Source organism: Planosporangium mesophilum (genome assembly GCF_016863255.1).
Classification (GTDB): Bacteria; Actinomycetota; Actinomycetes; order Mycobacteriales; family Micromonosporaceae; genus Planosporangium; species Planosporangium mesophilum.
In genome coordinates, this window is sequence record NZ_BOON01000045.1 from 1 (window position 1) to 13495 (window position 13495).

The 13495-nt window shown below is 71.4% G+C and carries 9 protein-coding genes; 4 read left to right on the plus strand and 5 right to left on the minus strand.

Annotation, left to right across the window (positions count from 1 at the left end):
• Positions 1-297: 297 nt before the first annotated feature.
• Positions 298-516, plus strand: a complete 219-nt coding sequence (locus tag Pme01_RS22920; RefSeq protein WP_203935815.1) for a hypothetical protein — start codon at positions 298-300, stop codon at positions 514-516.
• On the opposite strand, the gene Pme01_RS22925 is transcribed toward Pme01_RS22920, so the two are convergent.
• Positions 504-2102: an esterase/lipase family protein gene (locus Pme01_RS22925; RefSeq protein ID WP_168117388.1), complete on the minus strand. Its 1599-nt coding sequence runs from the start codon at positions 2100-2102 to the stop codon at positions 504-506. The two genes, Pme01_RS22920 and Pme01_RS22925, sit on opposite strands and share 13 nt — an antisense overlap.
• Positions 2103-2402: 300 nt before the next feature.
• On the opposite strand from Pme01_RS22925, the gene Pme01_RS22930 reads away from it, so the two are divergent.
• Positions 2403-3149, plus strand: coding sequence for a hypothetical protein (locus tag Pme01_RS22930; RefSeq protein WP_168117387.1), 747 nt, complete (start codon positions 2403-2405; stop codon positions 3147-3149).
• Positions 3150-3177: 28 nt separating this feature from the next.
• On the opposite strand, the gene Pme01_RS22935 is transcribed toward Pme01_RS22930, so the two are convergent.
• Positions 3178-5319 carry a hypothetical protein gene (locus Pme01_RS22935; RefSeq protein ID WP_168117386.1) on the minus strand — a complete coding sequence of 714 codons (2142 nt, stop codon included), beginning with the start codon at positions 5317-5319 and terminating at the stop codon, positions 3178-3180.
• 416 nt (positions 5320-5735) lie between these two features.
• Between Pme01_RS22935 and Pme01_RS22940 the strand changes: the two genes are divergently transcribed.
• Positions 5736-9800 (plus strand): nSTAND1 domain-containing NTPase, encoded by a 4065-nt coding sequence (locus Pme01_RS22940; protein WP_168117385.1) that lies wholly within the window; start codon positions 5736-5738, stop codon positions 9798-9800.
• A gap of 10 nt (positions 9801-9810) precedes the next feature.
• On the opposite strand, the gene Pme01_RS22945 is transcribed toward Pme01_RS22940, so the two are convergent.
• Together Pme01_RS22945 and Pme01_RS22950 are read right to left on the minus strand one after the other, a co-directional pair.
• Positions 9811-10359 carry a DUF2165 domain-containing protein gene (locus Pme01_RS22945; protein WP_168117384.1) on the minus strand — a complete coding sequence of 183 codons (549 nt, stop codon included), beginning with the start codon at positions 10357-10359 and terminating at the stop codon, positions 9811-9813.
• A gap of 73 nt (positions 10360-10432) precedes the next feature.
• Positions 10433-10870, minus strand: coding sequence for a DUF4383 domain-containing protein (locus tag Pme01_RS22950; RefSeq protein ID WP_168117383.1), 438 nt, complete (start codon positions 10868-10870; stop codon positions 10433-10435).
• 245 nt (positions 10871-11115) lie between these two features.
• Between Pme01_RS22950 and ligD the strand changes: the two genes are divergently transcribed.
• Positions 11116-12075, plus strand: coding sequence for a non-homologous end-joining DNA ligase (gene ligD / locus Pme01_RS22955; RefSeq protein WP_168117382.1), 960 nt, complete (start codon positions 11116-11118; stop codon positions 12073-12075).
• A 64-nt stretch (positions 12076-12139) separates the two neighbouring features.
• Here ligD and Pme01_RS22960 read toward each other — a convergent pair whose 3' ends face one another.
• Complete coding sequence (locus tag Pme01_RS22960; RefSeq protein WP_168117381.1) at positions 12140-13285, minus strand: MalY/PatB family protein; 1146 nt, start codon at positions 13283-13285, stop codon at positions 12140-12142.
• Between the last annotated feature and the right edge of the window lie 210 nt (positions 13286-13495).

Genomic DNA, 13495 nt, shown 5'->3' on the forward strand with positions numbered 1-13495 from the left:
AGCAGTCGGTACCCGCCAAAGGCGGCGGCCACGATAGCCAGCGCGGCCACCGCAGCGGCAACCGCCCACAGCAGACCGCGCCCCCTCGGCCGCCGCTCGGGGCGGTCATCGACGTAGTGGCTGCGGTAGGAGTTCTGAGTACTCATGGCTGCCTGTGCGCTCCTCGATCGGGGGCGGATCGCCTTACGCTCGGCCGCCAACCTACTGGTCCGAACGAGGGGAGACATCCACCGAACCGTCGGAGCGCATCGATATCCAACCGACACGGACCCCCCGTCAGAACCGTCCGGTAATCGTGTGAGAACACTGCGTCGCACTCGGCGGCTGCTGGCCGCGTACGGGGGAAACGCCGCGGGCATCGCGGGCACGGCCTGCCTGGTGATGACCTTCCTACTGGCAACCGCGCACGCCGACGTCCCGAGCACGGCTGTCCCGAGCACGGCTGTCCCGGGCACCGCGGTCCCGCACCGCGACGACGAGGTGGCGCACGGCTCCCCCGACGATCAGCCCCACTGACTCACGGTCATCCGGAGCCGCGCATGGTCACCGAACAGATAGCGGCCGGAGGGCGGCAGCGGCACCGAGGCGATCAGCGTCCCGCCGTCCTCGCTGAACTTCAGCGGCTCGGCGCTGATCGGGTCGGTCGCCGCGATCGTCTGCCGGACGTCGGAGTTCCAGGCGGCCCAGGTCCCGACCGAGGCGTCCGGGGCGGCGTCATCGGTACCGACGTCGGCGATCAGCGTGTCCTCCCACTCGGGGATCTGCTCCAGGTGGTCGCCCCACAGGAACGTGTCGTGGTGCTCCTGGAGACGGAGTACGCGCAGCCCCAGCGCGTACCGGGCACGGCGGGAACCGGTCGTCCCGGTCGTGACGCCTGCCCGCGCCGGATCCAGCAGGAACGCCGTGATGAGCGGTACCGGGGTGTCCGGGGTGTCGCTGTGCCTGACCACCTCCCGGTCGAGTTGGACCGGGCAGTAGTGCGCCGCGCTCTGCTCGTGCATGAGGATCGGCAGCCCTCGTACGGACAGCCGCACCTCCGCCTGCCACGTCGAGTTCTCGGCGTCGGGGTCGCGTGGCAGCGAGAAGTCGCACAGGTCGATCCTGACCTGGTACCGGCCGAACAGGAACCGCCGCAGGTTCTGGTATCCCTCCTCCGAGTTGACCTCGCCGTACCGGCCCGAGTGGCTGCGGTGGACGAAGGCGCGGTGGGCGCCGCGCACGTACGCGTTGTCGATCTGAACCAGGCCGTCGCTGCGCGCGCCCACCACCTTCGCCGACAGCCCGAACCCCGCGCCGTAGTCGCCGGGGTCGGTGCCGATCAGGCAGAACACCCGCCCCGGCGGGAAGCCGACGAGGTCCCTGGGGTCCCAGCCGTCGGGCGGGCCGCCGTTGCTCTCGCCGGGGGTGAGGTACGTGTACATCACCGGAGGGCTGAAGATGTCGGCCCCGTTCGGGCCGAAGACCTCCATCGCCCAGTCCAGCAGGCCGCCGCCGGCCTGGAAGGAGATGCCGCCGTGCGGCGTGCCGTAGGTGAACAGCTTGTCGACGATGCTCGCGGCGTAATTTTCCGGCGTCGCGTCTTCCGGCGTCGCAGCCGGGTTGCCGGGGTCCCGCTCGGCCGGGGCGGCGGCCGGGCACGCTCGCTGGAGCATCGACCGACACAGCAGGCCGCCCATCGAGTGCGCGACGAGGTTGACCCGCGGCGCGCCGGTCTTGCGGCGCACCAGGTTGACGAAGTCGAGCAGCTGCGTGGCGGCCTTCTCGAGGTCGAACGCGACCGGGACCTGCCCGAACGTGGTCGCCGACCGGTCGTAGAAGCGGTAGATCCAGATGGTGGCGGGGCCGACGTCGCCCCCGCCGTCGGCGCACGCCTCCAGGAAGGCCTGCTGTCCACCGCGTACGAAGAGCTGGTAGCCCTCGTCGAGCATGAGGCGGAGCAGGGGACTCTCGAACTGGTAGTAGCGGGGGACCCCGTCGCCGTCGACGCGCACATGGGTGGAGCCGCCGTTGAAGCCGTAGAACGGGTCGTCGACCTGCGCGTCGATGCCCGACGTCCCGCCGGCGTAGCCCCGGACGTAGATGATGGGAAGTCTGTTGCCCATGTCGGCCCCCAGCGACTCAAGCCCTCAGCGACGTGGATCCCTGGGAGTGAGCCTGCTACGGACGGTGTGCGGTGGTGCCGAAGTGTCGTTGACCCGTCAGCGAGCGCCTCCGACGCCGCAGACCGGGCGACACTCCCATGGACCGGCGGTGTTCACTCCCCGACTTCCGGACGGGCGGTCGCGATGAGCCATCCTCACCAGCAACCTCAGCAACCGGCGGCGCCTCCGGCGTTACGGGAGCCGGCACTGGCGCCGCAGCCGACGCACGCCGAGGCACGACTCTCCGAGCAGAGCGCCAGGGTGCTCCCCGAGGCGGCGTTGGTCCGAACGGACCACGTCCTCGCGGAGGTGCCGCGGGAGCCCGAGGCGGCATTCACGGTATTGGTGACGATGACCGACTCCAGGCCGGGTCTGATACGCGATATCACCCAGCCGACCGACACCGCGCCCGGGTTCGTGAAGATCTCCTCGCAGCCCGTGGAGATCGAGGCTACGCTCGATGTCAAGGTCCCCGGGGACGAGATCGGCAAGTGGCAGGTCGGGTTCATCCAGACCGTCACGTTCCAGCGTGAACTATGGATAAGGGCCACTTCCGGCATATACCTCTGCTTCGCCCATGACCTGAAACCGACGCGAGACGCGGGTGAGGGCACAGAAGCGCCCTGGTACGACCCCATGTCCGTGAGAACCGTGACCAGCAAATCGGATCGGTTGACGGTGAGGATGTTCGATCAGCCGGCCTTCGAGGTGCGCCCCGCCAAAGGAACCCGGTTCGAAGACTTCCGTGGTAAGGACACGTACAAGACGTGGCTCATCGCCAAGAAGTTGGGCGCGTCCCTGTCACAGATCAGGTTTCTCTGGTGCTGGATCTGGAAGATCGACTGGGGCGGCGCGACGCGGGAGGGAATGGGCGTTGAGCAGATCGAGGACAGGCCCGGCGACTCCGGGGCCGAGGCGGTGCTGAGCGGTCGCGTGGCGCCGGCCGGGGAAGAGGAGACAGACTTCGGCCCGTACGACCAACCCCGGTTCCCGCCCGCGTCCGGCTGACCGGTGGCCGCCGGTCAGCCGGCACTGTTCACGCGGTGGCCGAGGTCGGCCTGGAACCGTCGGCAGTCTGACCGATGACGGCCTGATCGACCTGGTTGACGATCTGGGGCGGCGGGAACAGCTGCCGGTACAGGGCGGCGCGGACGGTGTCACCCGACTCGACGATCTGGGTGGCCAACTCCAGCCGGTCGACCTCGGCCTGGTGACGGTCGTTCTCGATCCGGCGGGCCCGCACCGACTCCGCCTGCAGGCCGATGGAGTAGTCGTCCAGGCCGTTACCCAGGCCGAGGAAGCTGTCGACGACGACGCCGTCGGTACGCATGACGTGGGAGTCGGCCGCGAGGATGATGCCCGGCACGTACACCACGGGCCCGTCGGAGCCGGTCTGGTAGCCCGACACCGTATCGGGGTTGACCCGCAGGTACGTGATGGAGTCGCTCTTGGCCTCGCCGGTGAGGGTGACGGTCTGGACGAAGTCGGGGTGGACCTCGCCGCGATAGTCGGTGATGCTGTCCAGCTCGGCGGTGATCGCGGCGCGGACCTCGTCCTGGTGGTCCGCCACGATGTAGGTGTCCAGGAGCTCCTGGAGGTGGGGCAGCGGCACCTCCAGCCGGGACTCGCGATAGCCGTTGAAGAAGGCCACCCGGACGTCGACCAGGTGTAGCAGACTGACGAACTCCTGGTTCATCTGCCGGAACACGAAGTTGAGGGTACGGCTGACGTTGATGTTCTCCAGGTCCCGCTCGACCGCCTGCTCCTCGCCGGTCTCCAGCTTGACGTCGAGGCTGGTGTCGACCTCCACATCGCGCCGCGAGGAGGCGCGGGCGGCGTTGTGCGCCACCGAGTTGGAGACGTTCTTGGCGAACTCCTCGCGCGCGGCGTTCGAGACGCCCTTGACCCCGCCGCTGGCCTTGACGCTGGCGCTGCCCCAGCCCCAGCTACCCTTCGCCTCGGCCGAGACGTCGGCCTGGTACTCGAAGCTCTTGTTGGTGTTGTCCTGGCGGGTCTGCTCGGCCAACACGGTGCGCTCAAACTCGCTCTCGGTGTCGTCGCTGGTGGAGTCGACGATCGAGGTGGACCGCTGGATGCTCTCCGTGCTGCGCTTGTAGGTGTTGAGCCGGATGCGGCTCCGCTCGCCGGGGAGCAGCGAGAAGGTCTTGATGGTACGGCCGGCGCCGTAGCGGGCCGGGAACGACGACAGCCGGTAGTACTCCACGAGCAGCAGGGTCGGCACGGCGCGGGCGGGGGCCGGGATGAACCGGAAGATGCACCGCCCGCTGATGTCCCGGTAGATAGTCAACTGGTTGCCGGCATTGAGTTGGGCGTAGACGGTGGCGACGTCGAGGCCGGCCAGCGCCTCCATGACGCAGGCGCGGCTGAAGGTCTCGTTGCCGGCCTGCACGTTCGGGAACACCTCTGGGTCGAAGTAGCCGGTCTGCTGCGCGATGTTGAACGCGTCGGTCACCGTATCCCTGGTCAACTCGGTTGACAGCGTCCGATTGGGGGTCGCGTCGCCCCGGATCGGCTCGGGGCTGCCGTAGATGTCGCTCGGGCCGGACACGATCGATGTCGCCGGCCGCGAGCCCGGCCCGGGCTGCGTGGGGGCCGGCGTGACCATCGCCTTGCGCTCCGCGGGCGTCGCCTTGCGCTCCGCGGGCGTCGTGGGTGACGGCGGGATGAAGTAGGTGTCCGGGAAGTCCAGTTCGATCACGTGCCGTCCGCGGTAGCTGGTCGGCTCGGGTACGTCGTAGCTGAGCACCACCGGCGAACCGTGCGGGTCCAACTCGATCAGCGGCCGGGCCGGGCCGGCCACCTCCACGGTGCGCGCCGACCAGACAAAGTGGAGGTCGCGCTGGTTCAACGCCGTGGCCAGATCGTCGGCGAACACCAACGGGACCACGATGTCGTCGAGCCCGCTGTCGGCGTAGTTCAGCCGCGCCGACAGCGACTTGCCGGCGAACCGGTCGAAGGGGATCGGCTTCGACCGCGTCGTACCGCCGGTGGTGGCCATCCGAATGACCTTGCCACCCCGCTCGTTGTACAGGTCGCAGATGAAGCGACGCGGATCGCCTGCGATGGCCGTCACGGCGAGCCGGAACGTGTTGTCGGGAAGCGAGTCATCCGGCTCGATCAAATAACTGACGTACAACGTCTGCTCGGGCGTGGGCATGGCGACCTCCGGGCGGTACGGGGCGCCGCGACCCTCCGCGGCGCCACCTGATCCCCCGTCGCTGCCACTATCGGCCCGGGCCGGTACCAGCGACCGCCCCTGTCCCCTATCCGACACAGCGCTCGGGGCCGTGTCGGGATCCGGTCCCTCCCGGATGAGCCGCCCCCGTTGTGTATCGCAGCCATCCGGGTCGACCGTCACCGACCCAGCCCCGTCGTGACGCGCCGGTTGTGCCGCGCGCCGGCTTGTGTCCCTTATGTAGGTTCACGAACAACGATGGGAAGCATGACTGCCGCGGAAGCGCGGAGCCAGGTGCGGCGCCCTCCCGGTCCGCATCGTCGCTGGTCAGTCGATCACGGTAGGTTTCCGGTCCGGAGCCGGAACGCTTGGGAACCAAGACCTTGAGAATTGGGGACATGGACGCGGGCATCGACGAGGCAGGTCCGGATCGGGATCCCCGCGCCGCGTTCGCGGAGCGGTTCGCGTTGCTGTACGCGCAGGCCGGCAACCCGACCCTGGACCGGGTGGCCACGTCGGTCGCACGGGCCCGCCGGCTGGACGAACGGGGGCGGCCGACGCGGGTGTCGACCCAACGGGTCAGCGACTGGCGCCGGGGCAGGAACGTGCCCGCCCGGTTCGCCCCACTGGCCGCCGTCCTGGAGGTCCTCATCGGGGAGGCCCGGAAGACCCGGCCGCAGCCGGCCGTGGAGGGCCTGTACAGCCTGGACGCCTGGCGATCGCGGTGGGAGGAGGCGCTTGCCAGCCCCGCGACCGTGGCACCGGACGGTGGCGCCGAGCGGGACTCACCGCCACCGTCCCGCCAACCCCAGCCGGGCGTGTGCCCGTACCGAGGGCTGTCGGCGTTCAGGCAGGAGGACACCGCCTGGTTCTTCGGCCGTCAACGCAGTACGGCCGCGCTGGTGGCGCGGCTCGCCGACGCCCTCGCGACCGGCGGGATCGTCATGCTGGTGGGGCCCTCGGGGGCCGGCAAGTCCTCCCTGATGAAGGCGGGCCTGGCGCCCGCCCTGGCGCGGGGGGCGCTCGCGGGGCCGGGGTCGGCCGACTGGCCGATCGTCATGATGACCCCCGGCACCGACCCGCTCAAGGAACTGGGCCGCCAGATTCCGGAGCTGACGGAGGTCCTCGAGAACGGCCCGGATGCCCAGAACGGCTCGGATGCCGAGAACGGCCCGGAGGGCCCCGAGAACGGCCCGGAGACGGCCGGCGTCCGGACCGCGTTCGCCGCCCATGCCGAGCGCAGGGCCGGTGCCGGCGCCCGGACGGTCCTGCTCGTGGACCAGTTCGAGGAGTCCTTCACCCTCTGCGAGGACCCCGACCGGCTCCGGAGGTTCATCCACGCCCTCGACGCCGCGTGCACCCCGGCGCCGGGCGGGACGGCGCCCGGCCTGGTGGTCCTGGGTATCCGCGCGGACTTCTACGGCCGCTGCCTGGACCATCCGGAACTGGAACAGGCCCTGCAGCACAGGCAGATGGTGCTGGGGCCGATGACCGCCGGCGAGCTGCGGGAAGCGGTTGTCGGCCCGGCGAAGGCGGCCGGCCTGCAACTGGAGACCGGCCTGGCGGACCTGATCCTGCGTGACCTGGGTGTCACTGGCGGGCGCGGGCGGGGCACCGACGGCCGGGGAGCGTACGACGCCGGGGCGCTGCCGCTGCTGTCGCACTCCCTGCTGGCCACCTGGCAGCGCCGGCGAGGCGGCAAGCTCACGATCGCCGGTTACCGGGCCGCCGGCGGGATCCAGGGCGCCGTGGCGACGACGGCCGAGCGCGCGTGGTCCGAGCTGTGCGCGGCCGGGCAGACGGCGGCACGCACGATGCTGCTGGGGCTGGTACGCGTCGGCAACGACACGCAGGACACCCGCCGGCGGGCCAGCCGGGACGAGCTCGTGGAGCGGGCGGAGGACCCTACGGCCGCCGCGGACGCGCTCGAGGTACTGGCCAAGGCGCGGCTGGTGACGCTGGACGCGGGTTCCGTCGAGATCACCCACGAGGCGCTGCTGCAGGCCTGGCCCCGCCTGCGCGCCTGGATCGACGCCGACCGAACCGGCAGCCTGGTACGGCAGCGGCTGGAGGAGGACGCCTCGGCCTGGGCCGACGAAGGACGGGACTCCTCGCTGCTGTACCGGGGCGCCCGGCTGGAGACGGCCCAGCACTGGGCGCAGAGGGCCGGCGGGGCGGGGCTGAGCGCGGCGGGCCGGGACTTCCTGGCCGTGTCGGCGGGGTACCGGCGGCGCAGCACCTGGATGAGGCGGGCCGCCGTCGCCGCCGTGGTGGCGTTCGCGTTGATCGCGGCCGCGGCGGCGACCGTGGCCTTCCGGCAGCGCGACGACGCCGTGTTCGAGCAGCTCGCGGCCCAGGCCGACCACATGCGCCAGACCGACCCGTCGCTGTCCGCGCAGCTGGATCTCGTGGCCCACCGGATGCGGCCGGACGACGGGGGCACCCGGGCCCGGTTGCTGTCGACGCAGAACGTACCGCTGGCCACACCGCTGGCCGGGCACACCGGCGCGGTGTACCTGACCTCGTTCAGCCCCGACGGTCGTACCCTCGCGACCGCGAGCTTCGACCGGACCGTCCGGCTCTGGGACGTACGCGACCGTGGCCGGCCGGCGCCGCTGGGCCGGCCGCTGACCGGCCACGGGAGCTGGGTGACCTCGGCGGTGTTCAGCCCGGACGGGCGGACGCTCGCCACCGCCGGCGACGACGCGACGGTACGGCTGTGGAACGTGACCGACCGCGATCGCCCGGTACCGCTGGGGTCACCTCTGGTCGTCGGCAACGGCACCATCTACCTGGTGGCGTTCAGCCCCGACGGCCGTACCCTCGCCACCGCCAACGCCGACCACACCGCGCGGCTGTGGGACGTGACCGATCCGGCCCGACCGGCGCCGCTCGGCCACCCGCTCGCCGGGCACGACGCGGCGGTACGCGCGGTGGCGTTCAGCCCGGACGGCCGTACCCTCGCCACCGGCAGCGACGACAAGACGGTCCGGCTGTGGAACGTGACCCAGCCGGGACGGCCCACCATCCTCGGCCAGCCGCTCGCCGGACACGCGAACACGGTCCATTCGCTGGCGTTCAGCCCCGACGGGCACGTCCTCGCCAGCGGCAGCGAGGACAAGACCACGCGGCTGTGGGACGTGACCGACCCGGCCCACCCGACCCCGACCGGCATGCGCCTCACCGGGCACGACGGGCCGGTCTGGTCGATCGCGTTCAGCCCCGACGGCCGCATGCTCGCCTCGGGGAGCGCCGACGGTACGGCTCGCCTGTGGACGGTGTCCGACCCGGCCCGTGCCGAACCCCTCGGCCAGCCCCTCGCCGCCCGTACCGGCATCGTGTACGCGGTCGCGTTCAGCCCCGACGGGCGTACCCTCGCGACCGGCGCCGACGACAGCACGGTACGGCTGTGGTCCCTGCCTGACCGGGTCCTGTCCGGCCACAGCGCCGGCGTGCTGTCCACGGCGTTCAGCCCGGACGGGCGGGTCCTCGCCACGGGGAGCGCGGACAACACGGCTCGGCTCTGGGACGTACACGATCCAAGCCACCCGGTACCGTTCGGACCGCCCCTCGCCGGCCATACCGGCCTCGCCACCAGCCTGGTGTTCAGTCCGGACGGGCACCTCCTGGTGACCGCGAGCGGGGACAGGGTGACCCGCGTGTGGGACGTACGCGACCCGGGCCACCCGGTGCCCGTCGGGCTTCCCCTTACCGAAAACGCCGGGAAACAGGTGGCGTTCAGCCCGGCCGGCGAAATCCTCGTCACCCAGAGCGAGCAGACGATCCAGCTGTGGGACATCCGCTCGCCGGACCGGCCGGCGCGCCTCGGCGTCATCCAGACCGGGCACGCCGGCTACATCACCTCGGTCGCGTTCAGCCCGGACGGCCGCACCCTTGCCACGGCGAGCTTCGACACCACGGTCCGGCTGTGGGACGTGACCCACCCGGCCGCCCCGGCGGCTCTGGGGCAGCCCCTCACCGGGCACTCGGGGCCGGTCTGGTCGGTACGGTTCAGCCCGGACGGGCGTGTCCTCGCCACGGCCAGCGGCGACAAGACCGTACGGCTGTGGAACACCCGCAACCGTTCCCACCCGGTGCCGCTCAGCGCGCCGCTGGCCGGGCACACCGATGTGGTCAGCGCCCTGGCGTTCAGCCCGGACGGTCGGACCCTCGCCAGCGCCGGCTACGACAAGACCGTACGACTGTGGGACGTGAGAGACCCGGCGGAGCCGGTGTTCAGCGGCGAGTCCCTCACCGGGCACACCGGCATCCTGCTCTCCCTCGCGTTCAGCCCGGACGGACGGTTCCTGGCCACGGGCAGCGGTGACACCACGGTCCGGCTGTGGGAGGTGGACGTCGACCACGCCGTCCAGCGGATCTGCGACATCACCCGGGGCGTCCTCACCGCGGCGCAATGGCGGGAACTGCTGCCCCAGTTGCCGTACCGGCCGCCGTGCCGGTAGTCCAGTGCCGCTAGCGCGTGCTCTGCTCGACCCGGCTGGACACCCGGGCGCCGTCGCTCTCGACAGGGGCGTCACCCGGTCCGGAGAGGTGGACGAGGACGAGACCGACCGAGGCGATCAGAAAGTTCTGCAGCGCCGACTGGAGACCGTTCCAGTCCGACGACTGCCACATCTGGAACCACTCGCCGCCCACCGCGATGAAGCCGCCCCCGAAGAGCATGACCTGCATGAGCCACCCGAGCGTCGACAACCGGCGGGCGACCGGAACGCCTCGGACCCAGGCGACACACGCCCCGGCGAGGACGACTGCGGTGGCCCACTCCCAGGCGATGATCGCGAGGTAGACGGCGGTGACGGCCGCGGGCGAGGTGATGGCGCGCCACATCATGTGCGGCGACCTGAACGTCGTGTCCATGGCGAGCACGTGCCTGACGAACGCCTCGTTGGTGCCGTAGTCGGTGACGTTGCCGAAGGCGGCGAGGCCGATCAGGGCGGCGGTCATCGCGGTCAGCACCACGAGGACCGCACGAAGCGAGCCGATCCGCGCGAGAAGACGCATAGACCAAGACCTTAGTCGTCGAAGGGCCCGGAGTGAGGTGTCCCGGGCCCTTCGCGATCACGGTGCGTACGCGCTACCGCCGCCGGCCCGTCACCAGACCCAGCAGGATCATGACGACCCCGAGTCCGAGGTGCAGCCAGTCGTCGGCACCGTTGACCGGCACGAAATTGGCGGCGCTGCCGTCGCTGATGACCAGCCCGTAGAGCCACAACGCGAGGTAGATGACGCCGCCTCCGACGAGGAACAGCCGGGCAGAGTCGGCCCGCCGCGACATCGCGATGCCGGCGACGCCGAACAGCAGGTGGACGATGTTGTGCAGGATCGATACCTGGAAGAGGCCGAGCAGCATGGCGCCGGACCCGTGCCCGGCGAAGCTCAGCGTGTCGTAGTCCGTCGTGAGGCCGGGGATGAACCCGGCCACGCCGACCAGCAGGAACACCACACCGACGACGAGAGCGAGCCGGCTGACCAGTGGCCGTGCCTCGGCCCTCGATTGGGGAACACTTACCATTCGCGTCACCTCCATGCGATGGGGACGGCGTTGCGCCGTCCCGAGGGGACCGCGGTGCCGGCGTTCGCGGGTCGCGACGTCCGGCATCGATACTGGTAAACATCGTCCCAATCGGAACTGCCGTCAATAGCCCACGTCGCCCCTGCCTGTCCGGGTGGCACCCCATCTTGGAGAGTTTGGAAATGGACGCCGTGAGCACGCTCCGGCGGCGCCCTGTCCGTACCCTGATCCGGTGAGGGGGTCCGATGGGCAATCAGGGTGAGACGCGCGACGGGGTGGCACTGACCAACCTGGACCAGCCACTGTTCGACGGGGCCGACGCCACCAAGCGGGACCTGGTCGACTACCTGGACGCGGTCGCCGACCGGGTCATCCCGGCGCTGCGGAACCGGCCGCTCTCGGTGATCCGGGTGCTGCGCGGCCAGGCGCCGTTCATGCAGAAGAACCTGCCCAGGTACACCCCGCCGTGGGTGCCGAGGGCATCGCTGTGGGCGGAGGCCTCGAAGCGGCAGGTGTCGTACGCGCTGTGCAACGACCGCCGTACCCTGCTGTGGTTCGCCAACCAGCGCGCCGTGGAATACCACCCAACGTTGTTCCTCGCCGATCGCTGGGAGCACCCCACCCACCTCATCCTCGACCTCGACCCGCCGGAGGGTGACGGGTTCGGGCTGGCGGTCCGGGCCGCCCAGTTGGTGCGCCAGGTGCTTGCCGACGCCGGCCTGGCGGGGGCGGTCAAGACCAGCGGGGCGAAGGGCGTGCACGTGTTCGTACCGGTAGAGGCGCAGGCGACGGCCGAGGAGGTGGCCGCCGCGACCCGGGCGGTCGCGGCGCGGGCCGAGCGCCTGGACCCCGCGCTCGCCACCACGGCCTTCATCCGGGAGGAGCGCGGCGGCAAGGTGTTCCTCGACTCGACCCGGGCCTACGGGGCGACGGTGGTGGCGGCGTACAGTCCCCGGATCCGGCCGGGCGTGCCGGTGTCGTTCCCGGTGGCCTGGGACGAACTCGACCGCGTCGCGCCGGCCGACTTCACGCTGCGCACGGTGCCACGGCTGGTCGCCGACCGCGATCCGTGGGCCGACGAGATGCCCGAGCCGCAGCGGCTGCACCCCGACCTGGTCGAGGAGGGTCGCGCCATCCCGGTCGCCCGGGTACAGGCGATGCACGAGGGCAAGCGGCGCGCCCGCGCCCGCCGCGAAGCCGAATGACGCCCGCTCAGCGCAGCACGGCCGGGTGACGCCCGCTCAGCGCAGCACGGCCGGGTGCGCCCGCTCAGCGCAGCACGGACGCCATCCGGCGGACCGCCTCGGTGATGATGTCCGGGGAGGTCGCGAGGTTGAGCCGGACGCGCCCGTCGCCTCCGGTACCGAACTCCGGTCCCGGGTTGAGCGCGACACGCCCGCGCTCCAGGAACACCGCCGCCGGGTCACCGGGCAGGTCCAGGGCGCGGCAGTCCAGCCAGGCCAGGTAGGTGCCCTGCGGCTGCCGGTACCCGATCTCGGGCACCCGCTCGGCGAGCAGCTCACCGAGCAGGCGGCGGTTGTCGTCCAGGCCGACCAGGAGGCTGTCGAGCCAGTCGCGGCCGTGCCGCAGCGCCGCGCTGTGCGCGATGATCCCCAGGTGGCTGGGGCCGTGGCTGACCTCCTCGGGCATCCGCTCCAGGTCCTTCGCGACCGCCGGCCCCGCGACGGCGACGGCGGCCTTCAAGCCGGCCAGGTTCCAGGCCTTGGAAGCCGACAACAGCGCGAACGCGTTGTCCGCGCCGGGCAGGGTCAGGTACGGCACGTGCGTGGAGTCGGGGTAGACGAGCGGCGCGTGGATCTCGTCGACGACGACCCGTACCTCGTGGCGGGCGGCCAGGTCGGCCACGGCGGTCAGTTCGTCGCGGGTGTGCACGGTGCCGGTCGGGTTGTGCGGGCTGCACAGCAGGTACGCGGCGGGCCGGCCGCCGGCGGTGGCGGCGCGGAAGGCGGCGTCGAGGGTGGCCAGGTCGATCCGGTGTGCGGGCGACAGCGGCGCCTCCACGACCCGGCGGTCGGAGTGTTCGATGAACTGGTAGAACGGCGGGTACACGGGCGGGTTCACGACGACGGCGTCGCCGTTGCCGGTGACCAGCTTGAGGACCTCGACGATGCCCATCATCACGTCCGGCACGATCGCCGTACGCTCGACGTCGACCGTCCAGCCCCACCGCGCGGTGGCGAAATCGGCGAGCGCCTCCGCGTAGACCGGCCCCTCCGGGTACCCGGTGTCGCCGAGCGCCACCGCCTCGGTCAGCGCCCGCGCGACGGGCTCCGCGAGCGGCACGTCCATCTCTGCCACCCAGAGCGGCAGCACGTCCGGCGAGTACCGGCGCCACTTCATGCTGGTACGGCGGCGCAGCTCGTCCGGCGAGAGCACGCGTAAGGGGTTGCTCATCCTGGCACGTTACAGGACCCGCTACTCCGGACGGCGGCACACGGCATCGACGATACGCCGTTCCGTCCAGATCCGAGACCCGCTACGATCGCGACGTGACTGCCGGGTCGGCTGCTACCAGCCACGAGCGGATGAGGCACCCGGCCACGCCTTGATCACGCCGCGGGCCCGCGGCCCGCCCCTCCTCGCCTGCGCACGGCGGAATCTGCG